Genomic DNA, 18,948 nt, shown 5'->3' on the forward strand with positions numbered 1-18,948 from the left:
TTACCAATATCATGCTCGATAAAATGTATCAAAATAACGTTTGGTAAAAACTCCCTCATTATAACTAATTATAGGGCTCAATTGAAGCAAGCTGTCGATTTACTGACAATCTAGCCCCCAACCATCCTAGAATCGTTGCTGTTAAAACAAGCAAATAGGCCTGTTTTACGGATAAGCCCATAATAGGGTAGTTCATTTGATAAGCGGAAGCCAATTGTTTGATGGCTACAGCAAAGCTTAGCATAAATATATTTACAAATAGCACTGCCAGTATTGCTCCGGCTAAACTATACCATATACCAGAGTACAGAAAAGGTCGTGCAATAAAAGGATCTGTGGCACCAATTAATTTCAGAACCTGGATTTCTTCATGACGATTATGAATTGCTAAACGCAGCGTATTACCAATAATCAAAACAACTGCCGAAGCCAGGAGAGCCATTACTGCATGTGCCGCTTTATTAGCAAATCCAAGAATTGCATGCAGGCGCGTTATCCACTCCATGTCTAATTTTGCCTGCTCCACTTGAGGCATGGTTTGCAGACGAGTAAACAATTGTTCAACTTGAAAAGGTTGGCTAACAGCAAGTGCGGGGACAACTTCAATCACGGCCGGCAAAGGGTTTTCTGGAAGATAACGCATAATATCGTGCATACCCTCTTGTTGTTGCAGCTCGGCCAATCCTTCTGCAGGAGACTTCAGTGTGGCTTTGCCAACTCCTTCCGTCGTCTGTACATGCTCAAGAACTACCCTTTCCTCCGCAGAAGATAAAGAAGGTTTTAAATACAGCGAGATATGCCCTCCTTTTTGCCAGTTTTTACTTATTTTTTCCAGATTATCACTAAAAACCCAAAATAATGCTGGTAGTGTTAGCGTGATGGCAATCACAATGACCGTCATCATCGTGGGTAGTGGTTTACGACAAAGCAAATTTAGACTGCTGCTGGCAGCCTGCAAATGATATGAAGCGAGTGAGCGAATATTTTTTAACACACCCTACCTCCTTTCAGCATGACGATGCGATGCTTCATTCCAGCTATTAAAGCAAGATCATGGGTCGCAATAAGAATACTGACACCTACCTGATTAAACTGAGCAAATAACTTCATAATTTCAGACGAAAGACTGGGATCTAAGTTTCCGGTAGGCTCATCAGCAAGCAATAACGCAGGTTTATGAACCACAGCGCGAGCAATTCCTACACGTTGCTGTTCACCGCCTGACAAGTGAATGGGTAACATTCGCTCTTTATTCAATAATCCGACCATATCCAAAGCAGCATGCACTCTTTTTGTAATCATAGGGGGAGCTAATCCTTGAATTTGGAGCGGTAAAGCAACATTATCAAAAACTGTTCTATCGCTTAATAAATTTGGTGATTGAAAGGTAATTCCTAAACTACTGCGAAAAGCTGCGATATCGTTTTTCTTAAGTTGATTTAAGCGAACGTCATTAACGACAATCTGCCCTGAAGAAGGTATCTCAAGCATCGCAATTAATTTTAACAAAGTGCTTTTCCCGGCACCAGAATGGCCCGTAAGAAAAGCCATTTCACCCTTTTGCAAAGAAAAATTTACCTGGCTTAATGCCTCAAAGCCACCTGGGTAACGTTTAGTAACTTGGTCAAACTTGATCATCATTAAAAATTGCTCTAACAAATTGTGATGCGTTGAAGGGACGAAGATCATCAATACTTTCTCCTATCCCCAAATAACGGAATGGTATTCTTAATTCATTGGCAATTGCAAACAATATCCCTCCTTTTGCCGTCCCATCAAGCTTCGTCATCATAATACCTGTTAAACCAACGGCTTCATGGAATTGACGTGCCTGATTCAAGGCATTTTGTCCTATGCTTGCATCTAAAACTAACATCACTTCGTGGGGAGCTTGTGGATCGAGTTTTTGCATAACTCGTTTGACCTTTTTTAGCTCCTCCATTAAGTTGCCTTGAGTGTGTAACCGTCCTGCTGTGTCTGCTATTAAGATGTCGATTCCTCGCGCCTTCGCTGCCTGTAAGGCATCGTAAATAACAGAAGCACTATCTGCACCGGTGTGTTGCGCAATCACAGGAATTTGGTTGCGTTCACCCCAAACCTGCAATTGCTCAACGGCTGCTGCTCGGAAAGTATCCCCTGCAGCGAGCATGACTTTCTTACCTTGTTGTTGAAATTGTTTAGCCATTTTGCCAATGGATGTGGTTTTCCCTGCACCATTTACCCCTACCGTTAGAATGACAAAGGGGGACTTATCCGCTGTTTCTACATTAAGAGGTTTTTCACAAACTACGAGCATACTTTCCAAACGTGTTTTAAGAGCCTGGAAAACCGCATCGCCATCAGCTAACTGGTTTCTAGCTAATCCGTCTATCAGTTGTTTTAAGATGGTTTGTGAAGTTTCGATACCTAAATCCGCACTTAGCAAGAGTGTTTCCAGCTCTTCAAGCATGGCAGTGTCAATTTGTTTTTTACCCAACAGCAACCGACCGATGCCATCCCCCAGCTGCTGTCGTGTCTTACTTAAGCCTTTTTTGAAACGAGCAAAAAAGCCTTCTTTAAAAGAGTCATTCGCAGTGACTTGAGATTTTTGCGTCTCTTGCTGCGGTATTAGTGGGGCATCAGTCGTGGAAGAAACTGACTCCGTTTCATTTTGATTTCGCTTAAACCATTTAATCATAAGTGTACAAAACAAAGGAAATGTGAAATTCTATCACTTTTTTTGCTGCGGAGTTAATCCATGCGCATCGCTTTAATGATTTTTCTAACTGCGCTTTCCTACCAAGCTGTTAGTCAAGTACGAGAATTCACTCTAAACAATGGTTTGAAAGTATTGGTGAAAGAAGATCACCGTGCACCGATCGCAGTCTCAATGATCTGGTACAATGTAGGTTCTGCTGATGAGCCTGGAGGGTTAACTGGCGTTTCTCATGCTTTAGAACATGTCATGTTTAAAGGCACCCCTAAATTTCCTTTGGGAATTTTTTCAAAAACCATCGCCAGTGTTGGTGGTCAAGAAAATGCCTTTACTAATTTTGACTATACGGCTTATTTCGTCAAAGTCGCCACATCACAATTACCTATCGCTTTTGAATTAGAAGCTGACCGTATGCAAAATTTGCTGCTTGATAAAGAAGAGTTCGCTAAAGAGATTAAAGTCATTCGGGAAGAGCGACGGTTACGGACTGACGATAATCCTCAAGCACTGGCTTTTGAACGATATATGGCAGCAGCTCATTTAACTGATCCTTATCATCATCCGGTCATTGGTTGGATGAGTGATTTGCATCAGATGAGTATCGATGACCTTAAAAGTTGGTATCAGCATTTTTATGCCCCCGATAATGCTACTTTAGTTGTTGTCGGGGACGTGGATGCAGAAAAAGTGCATCAATTAGCCATCCAATATTTTGGCCAAATAACAAAGCATAGTGATTATATGCGTCGTCCGCAAATCGAGCCACCCTCCTACGGCCAAAAATCAGTTGAAGTTTTTGCCCCGGCAAAACTGCCTTTACTCATGTTTGGCTATACAGTCCCCAGTGTCAAAACAGCAAAAAATACCTGGGAACCTTATGCACTTGAACTAATTGGTGGAATTTTAGATGCAGGAGAGAGCGCAAGATTTTCCAAGAATCTTATTCGCGGGCAACATGTCGCCAGTGGTCTTGATACTTATTATAATCTCTATGCTCGCTATCAGACACAATTTATTGTTTTCGGTACCCCTTCTCAAACTCATACCGTCAGTGAATTGAAAACAGCTATGGTAAAGGAAATCGATCGTTTAAAAAATGAACTGGTTCCCCCTGCTGAATTACAAAGAATTAAAACGCAAATTATTGCTCAGAAAACCTTCGAAAAAGATTCAATTTTTGGCCAAGCAATGGAATTGGGTTTGCTCGAAACAGTGGGATTAGGTTGGCAACTTGCTGATGCTTATACTGATAGAATCAACCAAATTACTCCAGAACAAATACAAGAAGTCGCTCGACATTATTTTAAAGATATTGCTGAAACGGAAACTCTTTTAATTCCTGTACCTCAAGAGGAACAAGCATGAAAATATTAGCTGCCTTAGTCTTTAGCTGCATTTGTTTATTAACACAGACCATTCATGCAGATTCTTTTAGAACACAAAAATGGCAAACAGCCAATGGAGCTCAAGTTATTTTTTACCAGGCCCTTGAAGTGCCTATGCTGGATATTAATATCGCGTTTGCCGCGGGTTCAGCGTTTGATGGTCAGCAATATGGTTTAAGTGCTTTAACCACTGATCTTCTAAACCAAGGAAATGCGGGTCTGGATGCCACTGCTATCGCCGAAAAATTAGCTAACATAGGTGCTCAATATAATGGCGAAAGCAGTCGTGATATGGTGGTGTTAAGTTTAAAAACCTTGACGACTCAAGAGGCCATGAAACAAGCTATAGAAGCATTTACCTTAATTATTTCGAAGCCTGATTTTCCCCAAGAGGCATTCCAACGCGAAAAAGGTCAGCAACTTATGTCTATAGCACAGACACAAGAATCACCTGATGATGTTGCCAACCTCATTTTTTTTAAAAAGTTATACCAAAATCATCCCTATGCTCACCCCGTCATCGGTACGGAGGAAAGCGTTAATGCGATTGAACCAAAACATGTTAAAGAGTTTTATAATCGATACTTTGTAGGTGCTAACGCAATCATTGTCATGGTTGGCGCAATTGATACCGAAAAAGCACACCAGTTAGCCGAACAATTAGTCCAACAATTGCCGAAAGGGCAGGCTGCTCCAAGAATACCCATTGCTCCACAACTAGCTGCCAGTGAAAAAGTAACAGTCAACTTTCCCTCTTCACAAACAGTAATTCGCTGGGGACAAATCGGAATTGATCATCACTCGCCTGATTATTTTCCTCTGACTGTAGGTAATTATATTTTGGGAGGAGGCGCTCTGGTTTCACGCCTGGCCAATGAAGTTCGTGAAAAGCGCGGTTTAACTTATGGTGTTCTCAGTCAATTCATGCCGATGCCAGGAGATGGCCCTTTTTTAATTAGCTTGTCAACGCAAAATAAACAAGCAGCCACAGCACTCAAAGTTACAGAAGATACGGTAACCAAATTTATTACCGAGGGTCCTAATGAAGAGGAATTGAAAGCAGCTAAACAATATCTAACAGGTAGCTTCCCTCTCTCTTTAGGTAGTAACAGTAGTATCGCCAGCATGCTACTTCGCATCGCTTTCTTTCATTTGCCAGATAATTATCTGGACACTTATATAGCAAAAATTAATGCTGTCAGCACAGAGCAAATCAAACAAGCATTTCAAAAACAAGTTAACGTTAACAAAATGCTTCTCGTTTCTGTGGGGAAAATGTGAAGCAGACTGTTCGTATTATTGGTGGGCGGTATCGCGGAAAGAAACTCTCTTTTCCCGATATCGAAGGATTACGCCCTACTCCTGATAGAGTGAAAGAGACACTGTTTAATTGGCTAATGCACGATATCCGAGGCGCACATTGCCTTGATGCTTTTGCAGGCAGCGGCGCGCTAGGTTTTGAAGCGTATTCTCGTGGTGCTGAACGCGTTGTACTGGTGGAATCTTCACTTAAAGTGTTTCTCAATCTCAAGCAAATAGCATCTTCCTTTAATTCACCTGCTGCACTTACCGTAATTCATAGCGATGCTCAAGAGTATCTTCTAAAAAGTTCCGAATGCTTTGACATTATTTTTTTAGATCCTCCTTTTGCCAAGAATTATCTACCAGAATGTTTACATCTTTTGTCTCACTCCAATCTCTTGGTGCCTGGTGGCTTGGTTTATCTTGAATCACCTGATAAACTCCCACTAGACCCAGCATTCTGGAACGAAAAAAAATCTAAACAGGCAGGACAAGTAACTTATGGTCTTTATGAAAAGAACTAACATCCTGAAACGACCTTTCTTTTCCTTGACAAGGGGTCATGCTCCTGTTTCAATCATTGCAGTACCTATCGTTTATAAAGTCAAAAAGATGATCAACAAGTTTGTTGTGTTTATTATTACTTCCATTTTGCTAGTAGGATGTCGAGGAGGTGTTGTTTTCATGAAGCCTCCTGTTAACGCTCCGAGTGATGATGCAACAATTAAACTTGCGCAAGCGGCCTCTTCTGTCAGTGACTCGATGTTGGAGATGCAACGTATAGAAAAAGTAATTCTCCCGAAAAATAAAGACAATACGTTGACTATACCCAATGCTTACAATTTACAGAGTCGAGCCACCGTTGATTGGTCTGGACCTATTGAAGAAGTAACCTTACGTGTTGCCAGAGCAGCACATTTCCGTTTACGTGTACTAGGGAAGGAACCCGCTGTTCCTGTTTTAATTAGTCTTAACTCTAAAGATATGAGCTTAGCTGAAATCCTTCGTGATATTGATTATCAAGCTGGAAAGAAAGCGACTATCTATGTCTACCCTAACAGTCAAGTTGTTGAATTGCGCTATGCGAAAATTTATTCCTAGTATTTGTATTATAAGCATGATGTTATTAAGCGGGTGTCGCCACCATGTGGTGATAGCTGACACCAGTTCTCTTGCTGGTTTAAAGGCACTGGCAAATACCAAAAGTGCCAAAACCCGTAGTAAATCGTCTATGGGAAAAATTAGAGAAATGGCTCTTAGAGAGACAGCTCTAAGCCTGGGTGCACAAGCAGGACTCGCATGGCGTGCTAAAATCATTGATGATCAGCTGACTAAACAAGCTCGTAATCTAGATGCTATTTTTGACTTTAATTCCCTGGTACTCGAGCATAATGTTTTACCGCCAGTATTGCTTGAGGGACGCAATACCTTGAATTTAGCGGATACTCAAACCATTCGCATTTCTGACCGCACTTATAAAGTTGCAAAACAGGCTCGATTCATCACGACACCACCTAACTGGCGCCAGTATTTGTGGATGGATTATAAAAAGCCTGATTGTCCTAATGTCACACTTTTACCGAAAACTAAACAAGAAAGACTTCTTTGGTGTTTCTATGTTGAGAAAGGCTGGAAAAATGGTATTGAACAGGCCAGTATTATTCTTGAGGAAAGTGTAGCGCGCATCAAAGAAGATTTTGCTGGTATGATTTTATATCGTAAATTGCTTGCTATGAATATGGTCTCACCTCCTTTTGTTTCCCACACTGATCTGGGTGTTACAGGGGATGCTTCTGAAATTCATATAGATGATCGCGTCTTACGTATAACGGCGTTACCAGGCCTTAATGTCAATAGCAAAGAATGGATTGCTGCAGTTGCTAAAGATGAGGATGCCTTAGAGCAATTTAGAAATATGGAAAAATTGGCACAAAACACTAAAATTACTATTACTAGCAAGGCGTGGCAACCTGTCATCGCTCCCATTAACGACAAATAAGTTTAAAAAATATGAGTAGTAGTAATAACATTCATTTAATGCCCGATGAGCCCACTCGTTTTACGCCGGTGTTCATGGATAAAATGTTAGAGCATGCTGAAAGACTTAATGCTTCTGATATTACAATTCAAACGGGCGAAGCAATTTATGCCGAAGTTTACGGTCGACTATATAAAATTACCAATCGCCGCCTGTCTAATACAGAGCTCGGTGATTTAATCAACTCGATTTACGGTCCTAACGCCACCACACAACTATTATCTGGGAAAGACATTGATACCCACTATGAATTTCGCCCCAACCGTGGCGTTCGTTATCGATACCGGGTTAATGCAACGTCTTGTTTGGTAGAAGGACACGACGCAATACAGATTACGTTAAGAACGATTCCAACGACCCCTCCCAAATTGGAAACCATGGAATTACCAGACAATATTCTTGAAGCTATTGCTCCTCAAGAGGGTATTGTATTTATCACGGGAGCAACCGGCTCAGGTAAATCAACGCTCCTTGCCTCTATTATCCGGGAACTCATTGAAAAAGAAGAATCACATCGCAAAGTATTAACTTACGAATCACCCATTGAATTTGTTTATGATGAGATTGAAACCATTTCAGCTGTTGTAAGTCAATCTGAAATTCCTCGTCATTTGCCAGATTTTGCCGACGGGGTACGTAATGCACTTCGACGTAAACCACGCTTAATTATGGTTGGAGAATGTCGCGATGCAGAAACCATTAGTGCTGCACTAGAAGCAGCATTAACAGGACATCCTGTATATACGACATTACATACTTCAGGTGTTGCAGAAACAATGAGACGCTTGGTTACTTCCTTCGCTGGGGAAGAGCGCTTAGGCCGCACCATTGATATCTTGGAAACTATTCGTCTTTGTATATGGCAAAAATTAGTTCCTACGGTTGATGGCAAGCGTGTTGCCTTACGTGAATATCTTGTGTTTGATGAAGAGGTTCGAGATATTTTATTAGAAGGCGATCCCAACGAAGTGACTTCAATGACTCGTAAACTTGTACGTCAGCGAGGCCAATTAATGACAGTCGATGCACGAAGCAAATTTGAGCAAGGCCTGATTAGCGAGCGCACTTACAAACTAATTATTGCTGGTACCAAAGAGTATCAACGATAATTTTTTAATAGGCCGGACATTGTTTTTGCACTAAGGTCTTTTTGAAATTTTAAATGCATAAGCATCTGCGGGATAGCCTGTACTTTTTCTTAAATCGTCGAGAGATTGGAAGCCATTAAATGTCCAGCGGCTATCTTGAAATTCTGCCGTTTTCTTCCCTGTGGTGCTACCAGCATCTCGCTCCAGGAAAAATTTTGTCTGCATTCCACCTTGATCTATCCCTTGAGCGATATTTGCTAAGGCATGAATTGGATTTGAAGCATCAGCTTTCAATAAACATACCCCATCATTTATATTAATTTCCTCAAAGTTGCAACTTTCAATATGATAACGCGACTGTTTCTGTAATGTGCGAATAACTTCTTGAATATCAGTGACTTGTGTTCCAAGCTCCACCACAAACAAACCTCTGGCGTTATCATAACTAACAATGACATCTTCTAGGGTTAGTATGTCATCATCCTTACAAATTTCTTTTGCCAATTTTCTCTTTTCCAGAGAAATGAGTGATACGCCATCTATCCTTACCAAAATTTGATACATGACTTTCATTTTACTTTCAGGAATATATTCCGATACAAAATCCTCAACCATTTCCTGGGCAACTACATGCTCAGTTGATGCTATACAAGAGACAGGTAATTTTGGAGCCTCCGCTAATCTAGACAGAATAAATGTTGTATCGTCATCTGTTCTTTCTATATCGACCATACTTGTATTAGCTTCCAGTTGCGTACCCTCAAAAACCAGGCTGGAGTAGCCTGATTCACGCGCTGTTCCCGTAGGAGGAAAATTGTTGTGAGAAGCCATGTAACTATCTATTCTGCGTTTTTCTCTCACATCTAGAATTTCTGTAAGCTTTGATTTTGTTTCGCGATAGTAATGACTTTCATAAACTGCACGCTCTGTGTGCTTTTTTTTAGCATATTTTGGCATATAAATACCACAGTGAACAAAATTCGAACCATTTTAAGCGACTTTGCTTAAGTCAATATTAAAATCAGTTATTTATTTTTAGTTATCAACTAGCTAACATAGGACACTATAAGAAAGATCATTAGTTGATCAAGTCGCCCTAATTGTGCAGTATATGTTTACTACATCGTTAAATAGGGGAGCAAGATGGGTAGAATTTATTTTCGTTCCGACAGCCGTTCGCCTGAAGAAATATTCAAAAAAGGGTTTACCCCAAGAATTGATTACGGTGACCTATGGTGGCAAGAGGCAATTAAAGCTCGCGGATATAAAAATAATCGTGGCATTGGAAATGAAGCCATTGATGCGAATGCCGAAGCCTGTATCTGTTTAACTACCAAACTTGAAAGCGCCCCCATTTTTCCACTAAATGACAAAGATACTTATATTTATGCAATTGTTTTACCAGATGCCACTCAGATTGATTATTTAGGGGATAAACCAGTTTTGGTAAAAGATGAAAATTCACCTTTTTATTGTAAAGACCTGGTGCTTGATTTACATAATTTTCAAGCGAAACAAGCAAGAAACATTTACAGTTTTTTTGCTGAGGCAGAAATTGAAACTGATACGCTATCAGCCTATGCTGCCTGGCCTCTGTACGCCTATGAGGCAATAGCATATCAAGTTCCCTCCGCAGCCATTGTTGGCGGAATAAAATGTATAAGAAGCCCGCTGAAAAATGAATGCGTAATTAGTTGTGATTATATTTCAGAACAAGGGAAAAAATCTTATGACCGCGCATTTACATTTGAAGGCGAGTTTATAGCTAACTCCAATTTCTCTATTGCCCGTCACATATGGCTCGAAAGCAAAGAATTTATCACTACTCTTAATTTTAACTGGGCAAAAAAGGATGTTGCTAATTTATTTAATGAGGTTAAAGATAAAAAACTGGAGACACCCAATATTTATTACGGACTTGGAGGAAAAACACTATAAAAACAATAGCATTAAACTAAACACAGATAGTAATGCGTTACTATCTGTGTTTGGGTATTACGAATTTGGAGGGGTAGAATTAGGGCCAAGGCTGACAGATGGTCCTTTCTTAGTAATTGCATCTTTCGCTTTATTAAAGGCTTTCATTCCATAACCAGTCAATTGCGAATCTATCTGCTGCTGCGCTTTCGTTGTGCCAGCTTCGCCTTTACTTACTTGTCCTTTTGCTTCCTCACCCCATTGGGCAGCCTCTTGTCCAGCGCTCTCTGGTTGGCCACCAATCCAACGCAACACCTTATCAGGTAAAACAACGATTAAGGTAAATGCCTTCTGAACCACCGTGAGATACAAGGTCGTATAGACAAGAATTGAGAAAAAGAAGCCATAAATACCAGCCCAACCCGTATAACCTTGGGTGGTGTCTATATTGCTGGCTTGTTCAATAAGGCTTTGGTTTGAGCCTGAGAAATTCCATGTTGAACCACTCGCGCTCCCTTGAATAAAGGCCATAGCATTGGAAAAACCAGCATTAATAATCCAGACCGAAACATAACTTAATGCAATTGCTGCAATGTAACCAATAATCATCATGGCCGGGCGCAGGAAAACATTGAGCAAGATCATGATGGCCTGTTCACCTTTACCAAAAGCATCATGACCTTCAGGATGAGTAACTCCAAGCGCTACAATAGGAGCTGCAACCATTGCTTCAATCACGACCATTAGCCAGGCAATAGATCCAAAGGTGAAAATCATATACGGTAAAAATGGAATATAATAAGCCGTAATAAATCCGATGGAAACCATCACCCCTAACCAGGCAAACAAAAGTGGCGTCACCATAGCTATCAACGGCATGATAAACAAACCGAATATAGGAATTAAGGAGGTAGTGATTGCTATAGTAAGTAAAATGATCCATAACTCATTGGCAAAGTTAATATAGTTGACGCCCATATTAGCCAAGGCAATGACCGGGTTAACCGTGGGTTGCTGGATAATTGCCACCCCCGCCTGGAAAATAGCCCCCATTCCCATCAATGGCACCGAAAGAAACGACATAACGACAGCATTGATAACCTGAGCGACAAGATTTAAGAAGAAGTTAAATATAAGTTTAATAATTAAATTGTAAAAAATATTACCCATTAATCTGCCAATGCATAAGCCCAAAATTGAACCACAGGGAAAATCCTGACTTGGTAACGAGAATTTAGACAGGTCAATATTAATATTAAACTTCATAGTGAACTTAGGCGGATTTAAGCCAGGCTGTCCCGCTATTTGCACCATCAGAGAGTTAGTAATGAAACCATAAACCGTCGATGAGAATGCTCCTGTATAAGCGTCAACGCCACTCTTTCCACTAGGCCCACCTGTCTGAATATTAGTAATTTCAGGACCACTTGGTAATGTTGGCAGATTGCTTGTAGCAATGTTTGAACCATTTATTAATCCAATAACCTGGTTAATAAGTGTTGGATCTCCCCCCATCCAGGTACATAAATATCCAAAATTCCCTGCTGAACATTTTCCTGAGTCACCAAAAGCACTTTGAAGGCTTTTTAAACTGAATTGGCTATCACTCAAACCTGTTCCAGAATCGGTCCTATTCGCATCTTCAATGGAAGCAGAGTTTAATTTGGCCAAATCAAAGAAATAACTACCAGCCATTATCCAGCCATAATTATTAGCATCTTGAATGAAAGCCCGTGACGAAGCAGCATCTTCCCCTTTTTTCGCTTGTTCTTTCAAATTCAATGCTGGCAACATAATACCATTGTAATCCGCAATGGCTCCCTGGAACTCTGTACCACTGAAAAGTGGAGAAGAATTACTAGAGCTGGTTGGATCAGATCCCCACATTTTACAAATAGCTACTGTACTTCCAGTACAGGCTTGTTGTTGATTATTTGCTTGAAGAGGGACGCCAAATTGCTGTACAGCATTCGCCGAAAAATTATTGGTCGTACTATCACTGCTATTGTTTTCTGGATTTAATAATGGGTCATTATTAACCATAATTTGGGCAACACTCGATAAGTCAAGATACATTTGTTGTATACCAATCGCTCTTGACATCTGAGTAGTTTGCAATTCATTTTGGGTAATTGTAAAACCGCTTTTATTTACATTTGTATCAGTCGAAGTAAGGTTATTAGCAGCAGTAAAACTATTCCACACAAGCAGACCGCAAATTCCATTAAGTTTCGAATAGGGATCAACGTTTAAGTTAGGCATCATTACACTGAAGCCGGTTTGGTTTGGGTTTCCTTTGGTAAGATCATTTTCAGTAGTGACCGTATTCACACTAGCCAAAAAGTCAGGTACCGGCGTATCGCAGAATTTTTTCATATCACCCACGGCATTATAACAATCCCCTGACTTACTTTGTGCCTGATTAAGAAGATTCTGGCGCTGAGTTTGCAGTGCAGTTTGGATACCTAACATACAAACCTGACCTGAAAGAATAACACCAGCACCGGAAGCTATTTCATTTCCCGTTCCAGCAGTTAGCGATGTTACAGGGTTCATCTGGGTTTGAATAATGACCCCGCCGCGATTTAAATAGCTTAACGCAGCAGACCAAATTTTGTCAGCAGCCCCTACCCCCTGAACAACAATCCACATCACAAATATTTGCATTAGACAGTAGCCAGAACCTTTGGGAATTAATAGAGCAAGACCCAGCGTTGAGCGCATGGGAACCCATATAGAGGACCATTTTTGGCCAAGCATTTGCCCTTCGTGTGCGGTATTCATAGTGGACACTATAAGCGTGTACATAATTACAATGCCACCTAACGCTAAGACAGCAGAGTTAAATACTCCAAACATGGCGCCCATGATCTGACTGCCCGTACCATGTAAAACACCATCGACAATACCAAAGATATTTCCCAAGAATACCACTGAATAGTCTTGAGGAGGTGGGGCAAAACTCAAAGCGGAACCATTATCAGAAGCCAAAGCCAATGCCGGGAATATTAAGCCTAGCAATATAAAGATAATCTTATTCATCGCTTATCACCCTTCAAGCCTTGTCTATACCACTCATTAAATGAGCACCCTAACTTTCGTTCTTTAATTTGAAAATACCAAAAGTGATAGCGGAAGGCTAAGACTAAAGCAATTAATAGCAAAACGATACTAACTATAGAAGCCCTATAAGTACCATAAAATAAATGGTAAAGGGCATAAATAAAAATACAAACAGCGGCAACACACATGAGGATACTTAAACGATACAAAGAAGATTGTTTGGCGCGAAGATCTTCTTCACTTAAATTCATTCTTGCTACTGCCTCATCAAATGATTCTCCCTGCTTCGTTTTACTTTGAGGAACAAACATTTTTTGAAAACCGGTAGCGATATAAATGGTAAAAGCTTTAACTCTATCAAAATCAACCCATGCGCGGACATTCAAAATTCGCTTGATAATGCCTTTTAATCTGGTGCCTTTTTTGATTTTCATAAATTTTACTTTTAGATAATGGACTTTTACTCTTCATACTATACTATAGTAGTTAGATTATGCGCAGTCCATCAATGAATTAATACCGTAAAAAAAGAGTAAAAAATGCCCGATCTTAGTCATGAAGCCTCATCGCAATATTGGTTTGAATATGTTGATCCGATGATTTATCGGGTTATTACTTTCATGGAAAGCGTGGAGGATTGGACTTTAGATGGCAGTCCCGATTTAGAAGCAGCAATTAATCGTCTTGGCCAAGAATTAGATGATATCGAAAAGCTTGATATGAGCACACTCTCTCAAGAAGATATTTTTATTCGTTTAGTAGGAAATATTAAATCAGGACGAGGTCTACGTCTTTTGCAGGCCATTGATACAGTGCATCCAGGAAGTGCCTCCCGAATTTTAATTCACGCCGAAGAAACCAGTACAGGCAGTCATGATCCTGCCGGGTTCTTCCTAAAAAGAAATATTGTTTTTGAACGTTTACGCCTACTTGCTCGTGTTTTTTCTGAGTATCGTTTAAAACTTGTTGCTCGTGCTCTCGAAGGGGAAGAATAAATGAAATCACTTTGTAGTCGCTCTGCCTTATCCGGTGTTTTGCTGTTTGCCTCATCAACTACTTTCGCTTCAGGAGGGAGTACTGATTTTCCCTGGAACACAATGGGAGATTCGTTGCAGCAAATTCAGGAATATCTAGGAAATTTAGGTGAATATTTAGGTTATAATCTGCAAAATGGCGTTAACAACAATGATGTGAGTCAAGCCTTACTTCAAGTTACAGTGAATGCTGTAGGCCTAACAATATCGCCAGCACTTCAAACTGTGTTTGGTGCTTTCCCTGTTAATACGTCCATGTTCCCGTCTGTCGCTCAAACTCAGGCAGAAGGACAAAATACTCAAAGTTCATCTCCTTATTTTGTTCCAAGCAGTGTCACCCTTTATGCAGGCTTGAATGATTTTGCAAACAGCACTTTTCAATCTTCCGGTGGGATTACTACTTCTGATTTAATTGATCAAGCAGCCAATATTACTGGTCAAGGCAGTAGTGGTTCTCAATTCCAGGATCCTGTAAGTCAAGCTGTTGCAAATATGCTTACAACGCCTGACTCCTCCTACTGTATAACAAAAGATTCTAACAATGCCCCCATCTGGAATACCACTATATGTCCCGCAGGAAACCTGGTATTTGAAGGTAACAATCTTATGACCGATGACCAAGTCATGCAAAATGTTATCGGTTCTTTACCCAGTACGTGGGAATACTTTACCCCCAAGGCCAATCAACTCATCATACCGCAACTCAATAGCAATAACTTAATCGCGCCTTTAATGTACTCTAATGAAGCGCTTAATCTTCAAACTCAATATCAAAGTAATACACCTCCAATTTTCAGTGGCCAACAATCAGGTCCTTTACAGGCACAAAATCCAGAGCAATTAGCTAGCAATTTTATTCGCTATGCGACTGCGGGGGTTGCTCCAATTTCTCTCCCTGATCGTCAATCTTATGACAACCTATATAAACAATTGCTCACTCCAACTCCAGCTACAGCAATGCAACGATTCCAAGCAGCAGCCACATTGGCCAACTTTCTAACTAATATCCGTGTTTATGCGGCACAAACTTCCGTAGGAATTGGCAACTTGTATTACATTTTATCACGTAGAATGCAACAACCCATTAGTACAGCCGCTCAAGGTGCCGGGCAGTCCAATAGTATTACTACCAGCCAAGCTTTAAGTGAGTATCAGATGGCAACCTGGCGGCTTATTAATCCACAAAACAAACAACAAAATACCGATTGGATAAATAAGTTAAACTCAGCTTCTGCTGCGACCACACAAAAAGAGATAGCTTTGCTACTAGCAGAAATCAATTATCAACTCTACCTTAGCCGTCAACAGGATGAGCGTATTTTGCTGACTAATACAATGTTGTTATTACAAAACGCGCGAATGATGCAACTCAATGGATTATTACGTGCCACAAGTGATACAGCAGCTGCAAATAATCCATCAAATCAATAATCTGTACAACCAAACTAAGAACAGAGTTATTCTGTTCTTAGTTTGGACGTTTTTAATCCTCCACACGCTTAAAATAGAGTCGCAAAATTATTTTCAAAAAGTATATAATGAATTTTTATGGTGCATCAGCTATAAGGAAAAGCTATGCTGAAACGTGACATTTCTCGAACAAACGTCCTCATTGCTGCTGCTGGGGGAATGATTGGCTCCGGTTGGTTATTTAGCCCCTTCATTAGTGCCCAAATGGCTGGGAGTAATGCCTTAATTAGCTGGATAATTGCTGCCTTGTTTATGTTATTCATCGCTCTACCTTTGTGTGAGCTTGGGGCAATGTTTCCTATTTCTGGCGGCATGACTAATTATCCAAGTTTTACGCATGGAAATGACGTTGGTTTTCTATTTGCCTGGACATCCTGGCTATCTTATGTAGTAATGACACCAATCGAGATACAAGCTATTTTACAATATTCCAGTCATTTCTTTCCCTCATTGATAGTTAAAGAAGCGACAGCTTTTACATTATCAGGAATAGGCTACGTAGTAGCCATGTGCATCATGCTTTTTGTGGTACTACTCAATTCTTATGGCATTAAAATGTTGGCTGAATGTAATAAAATTGCCAGTATTATCAAATTCTTGGTCCCAAGTATTGCCATCATTGCGCTGCTCTCAACCGCGTCATCAACAAGCAATATTAACATTGATTTAGCGAGTAAAAATGCCTGGGTGCAAATTTTTACGGCACTTTCTGCAGGGGGTATTGCTTTTGCTTTTACAGGTTTCCAAAATGGTTTAATGCTTGCAGGTGAGGTACAAAACCCACAACGCAATATTCCCATTGCAATTCTAGGAGCAGTGCTCGTTGGCTTTGTACTTTACTTTATGCTGCAACTGAGTTTTCTGGTTGCTATTCCCCACACTTATTTAGCGAATGGTTGGCAACATCTAAGCTTCCCCGGAGACAGCGGACCATTAGTAGGATTAACGCTACTCGTTGGTTTAGGTTTTGTTTCATTATTACTTATGTTTGACGCAGCTTTTTCGCCCTTCGGTACAACACTGGTTTATACTGCAGCGACTTCCCGTATTTTATATGGAATGACGTTAAATAAGCATTTACCTAAAATTTTCTTAAAGTTAAATAGACATAAGATTCCTTATATTACTTTATACGCAAACTTTCTCGTAGGTATTTTATCCTTCCTTCCGTTCCCAGGATGGCAAAAAATGGTGGCCTTTCTTTCCTCTTGCAGCATTTTGTCCTATGGAATTGGTCCCCTTTGTTTACTGGCAATGCGCAGACTTCAACCTAATCGCGATCGTCCCTTCAGACTTTGGGCAAGTCAGTTTTTCTGTCATACCGCCTTTTATGTTTGTAATCTCATGCTGTATTGGTGTGGTTTTGATATTTTATGGAAATTGGATGTTGCTCTTTTACTAGGTTTTATTATTAATCTTTTTTATCAAAAACGACGCTTAATTGATTGCAGTCCGAGTCTTTATTGGTTTGCCTTTTATATGACATCTATGCTGCTGGTTTCCTATTTTGGCTCGTTTGGTGGCATCGGACGTTTACAGTTTCCATTAGATATTGCTCTCATTCTACCACTTAGTATTATTATTCTTCATTTTTCACAACACGTTCTTATTAATAATAAAGAGCATGAGGAAATAACTGCAAATATGGAGTTGGCGGCTGAAACTGATTAAGATAAAGTTCCGCAGGACTTTAAATATCTTGGGTAAAAAAAGAAGTCTGGTGATCATCAGACTTCTTTTTTTCTTTCACGTTGTATTACTGCAGTTCAAGCTGAAGTTCACTTTCTTGAGCTTTATTAAAAGTAATATCAGCAAAGTCTCTTTTTAAGCTTTCAATAAAAAGTTGCGTGCTGGTTTCTACCTCACGGGTTTCTGGGCGAAATATATTGCGGTGCTGAGCGAGCACTTTGGCAACAGATACTGTCTCGTTAGTGCGAGTATTGGTAAATTTCTGTGAACTTTTCCATGCATCAATAATATCCCCGATCCTCGTCTCATCCCCACTATTTAAAGTATTTTCCAGTTCCTTTTTTAAGATTTTCAAAGCTGCAATTTTTGCCTCTGGGCTGCTTAAAAAAGGATTAAATCGTGATTTATTTAAAGTAGCGATGAATACATCAATTTTATCATTTAGTGATGCCAAGACCACCGCGGGATCTTTTTTCAGATGTTCATCGAGTTGAGAATCATAGAAACTGGCTTCCAATTTATCACTGGTCACATGAATTGTTGTGATCGGTACATCCGTCTTGGATCTTTCCACGTATTGCTTAACAGCAGAAATTACCTTCTCTCTATCATCCATAACTACAATACTACTAACCCAATCAGGCTTATGGCGAATGAAGAAATCCAGTAATAATCCTTTGGTATTGTCATAGTCTTGGGCCAAACGATCAGCAAATACTTTAGCGTAAGAACTTCTTGCTAGCATATGACCTGGTAGGGGCTCATCTTCCTTAGCAGTTGTAGGCATTGATTGATAAGCTTTGACAGCATCTGCATAGCTTGCTCCAGGTTTATTTTTTTCTGGAATATACTCAATTACTTTCTTAAGAAAAGGTAGCGCACTCTCAGTTTCTTGCTTTTTAAGTTCCGCTTCAAATGTAGGTCCATATAATTTGCCTCTGTAACCATCAGTAGTCCACTCATCCATTTTTATACTGTCTTCTTCAGTAAACTGTTGCCAGACTAGATCAACCGGTGTAATGACACCATGAACCGTAAATCCTCTTGCTTCAAGTTGCTGCACCAGCTTCATTCGATCTTCAACATTTCCTCTACCGTATTTCATATCAGTAAAGAGATAAACATCTTTAATCCCTTTTTTCTTAAGGGAATTCAAGAGAGTTTCATTGAGAGTAGTATCAAACAGTAGGGTATGATCAACATCTAGTAAAGCTACAGGGTTAGTCATGATCGCTCACTTAATTAGCTGGATAAGTTACTAATATAT

General features: G+C 40.1%; 17 protein-coding genes. 10 read left to right on the forward strand and 7 right to left on the reverse strand.

The window, feature by feature from the left end:
* Positions 1–64: 64 nt before the first annotated feature.
* Genes ftsX through ftsY form a run of 3 tightly spaced genes read right to left on the reverse strand, consistent with a single transcriptional unit; the run spans position 65 to position 2,677 of the window.
* A complete protein-coding gene (gene ftsX, locus PXX05_RS10950) occupies positions 65–994 on the reverse strand; it encodes a permease-like cell division protein FtsX (RefSeq protein WP_275088254.1) in 930 nt (309 codons plus the stop codon).
* Positions 988–1,638, reverse strand: coding sequence for a cell division ATP-binding protein FtsE (gene ftsE / locus PXX05_RS10955; protein ID WP_275090500.1), 651 nt, complete (start codon positions 1,636–1,638; stop codon positions 988–990). Before ftsE ends, ftsX begins: the two co-directional genes overlap by 7 nt.
* A complete protein-coding gene (ftsY, locus tag PXX05_RS10960) occupies positions 1,625–2,677 on the reverse strand; it encodes a signal recognition particle-docking protein FtsY (RefSeq protein WP_275088255.1) in 1,053 nt (350 codons plus the stop codon). The genes ftsE and ftsY overlap by 14 nt, the downstream gene beginning before the upstream one ends.
* A gap of 60 nt (positions 2,678–2,737) precedes the next feature.
* Between ftsY and PXX05_RS10965 the strand changes: the two genes are divergently transcribed.
* From PXX05_RS10965 to dotB, 6 genes are all read left to right on the forward strand, one after another.
* Positions 2,738–4,060 carry a M16 family metallopeptidase gene (locus PXX05_RS10965; RefSeq protein WP_275088256.1) on the forward strand — a complete coding sequence of 441 codons (1,323 nt, stop codon included), beginning with the start codon at positions 2,738–2,740 and terminating at the stop codon, positions 4,058–4,060.
* Positions 4,057–5,361, forward strand: coding sequence for a M16 family metallopeptidase (locus tag PXX05_RS10970; protein WP_275088257.1), 1,305 nt, complete (start codon positions 4,057–4,059; stop codon positions 5,359–5,361). Before PXX05_RS10965 ends, PXX05_RS10970 begins: the two co-directional genes overlap by 4 nt.
* Complete coding sequence (gene rsmD, locus PXX05_RS10975) at positions 5,358–5,906, forward strand: 16S rRNA (guanine(966)-N(2))-methyltransferase RsmD (RefSeq protein WP_275088258.1); 549 nt, start codon at positions 5,358–5,360, stop codon at positions 5,904–5,906. The genes PXX05_RS10970 and rsmD overlap by 4 nt, the downstream gene beginning before the upstream one ends.
* A 160-nt stretch (positions 5,907–6,066) precedes the next feature.
* Positions 6,067–6,483, forward strand: coding sequence for a type IVB secretion system lipoprotein DotD (dotD, locus tag PXX05_RS10980; protein WP_275088259.1), 417 nt, complete (start codon positions 6,067–6,069; stop codon positions 6,481–6,483).
* Entirely contained in the window at positions 6,464–7,381 is a 918-nt protein-coding gene (locus tag PXX05_RS10985; RefSeq protein WP_275088260.1) for a type IV secretion system DotC family protein, read from the forward strand. Before dotD ends, PXX05_RS10985 begins: the two co-directional genes overlap by 20 nt.
* Before the next feature lie 38 nt (positions 7,382–7,419).
* Entirely contained in the window at positions 7,420–8,529 is a 1,110-nt protein-coding gene (gene dotB, locus PXX05_RS10990) for a Dot/Icm type IV secretion system ATPase DotB (RefSeq protein ID WP_275090501.1), read from the forward strand.
* Between the two features lie 30 nt (positions 8,530–8,559).
* On the opposite strand, the gene PXX05_RS10995 is transcribed toward dotB, so the two are convergent.
* On the reverse strand, positions 8,560–9,465 hold the full coding sequence (locus tag PXX05_RS10995; RefSeq protein ID WP_275088261.1) for a hypothetical protein: 906 nt from the start codon (positions 9,463–9,465) through the stop codon (positions 8,560–8,562).
* A gap of 186 nt (positions 9,466–9,651) precedes the next feature.
* Between PXX05_RS10995 and PXX05_RS11000 the strand changes: the two genes are divergently transcribed.
* Positions 9,652–10,446 carry a hypothetical protein gene (locus PXX05_RS11000; protein ID WP_275088262.1) on the forward strand — a complete coding sequence of 265 codons (795 nt, stop codon included), beginning with the start codon at positions 9,652–9,654 and terminating at the stop codon, positions 10,444–10,446.
* Positions 10,447–10,503: 57 nt separating this feature from the next.
* Here the strand turns inward: PXX05_RS11000 and dotA are convergent, their stop codons facing one another.
* Positions 10,504–13,467: a type IVB secretion system protein DotA gene (gene dotA / locus PXX05_RS11005; protein WP_275088263.1), complete on the reverse strand. Its 2,964-nt coding sequence runs from the start codon at positions 13,465–13,467 to the stop codon at positions 10,504–10,506.
* Complete coding sequence (icmV, locus tag PXX05_RS11010) at positions 13,464–13,922, reverse strand: type IVB secretion system protein IcmV (protein ID WP_275088264.1); 459 nt, start codon at positions 13,920–13,922, stop codon at positions 13,464–13,466. The genes dotA and icmV overlap by 4 nt, the downstream gene beginning before the upstream one ends.
* Before the next feature lie 105 nt (positions 13,923–14,027).
* On the opposite strand from icmV, the gene icmW reads away from it, so the two are divergent.
* From icmW to PXX05_RS11025, 3 genes are all read left to right on the forward strand, one after another.
* The gene (gene icmW, locus PXX05_RS11015; protein WP_275088265.1) at positions 14,028–14,483 is read left to right on the forward strand and encodes a type IVB secretion system protein IcmW; all 456 of its coding nucleotides are present in this window, start codon (positions 14,028–14,030) and stop codon (positions 14,481–14,483) included.
* A complete protein-coding gene (locus tag PXX05_RS11020; RefSeq protein ID WP_275088266.1) occupies positions 14,484–15,953 on the forward strand; it encodes a hypothetical protein in 1,470 nt (489 codons plus the stop codon). It begins immediately after the preceding gene.
* Positions 15,954–16,097: 144 nt separating this feature from the next.
* Positions 16,098–17,663, forward strand: a complete 1,566-nt coding sequence (locus PXX05_RS11025; RefSeq protein WP_275088267.1) for an APC family permease — start codon at positions 16,098–16,100, stop codon at positions 17,661–17,663.
* 85 nt (positions 17,664–17,748) lie between these two features.
* Here PXX05_RS11025 and PXX05_RS11030 read toward each other — a convergent pair whose 3' ends face one another.
* The gene (locus PXX05_RS11030; RefSeq protein WP_275088268.1) at positions 17,749–18,909 is read right to left on the reverse strand and encodes a hypothetical protein; all 1,161 of its coding nucleotides are present in this window, start codon (positions 18,907–18,909) and stop codon (positions 17,749–17,751) included.
* Positions 18,910–18,948 lie beyond the last annotated feature (39 nt).

The sequence above is a fragment of the Legionella cardiaca genome (genome assembly GCF_029026145.1).
Lineage (GTDB): Bacteria > Pseudomonadota > Gammaproteobacteria > Legionellales > Legionellaceae > Tatlockia > Tatlockia cardiaca.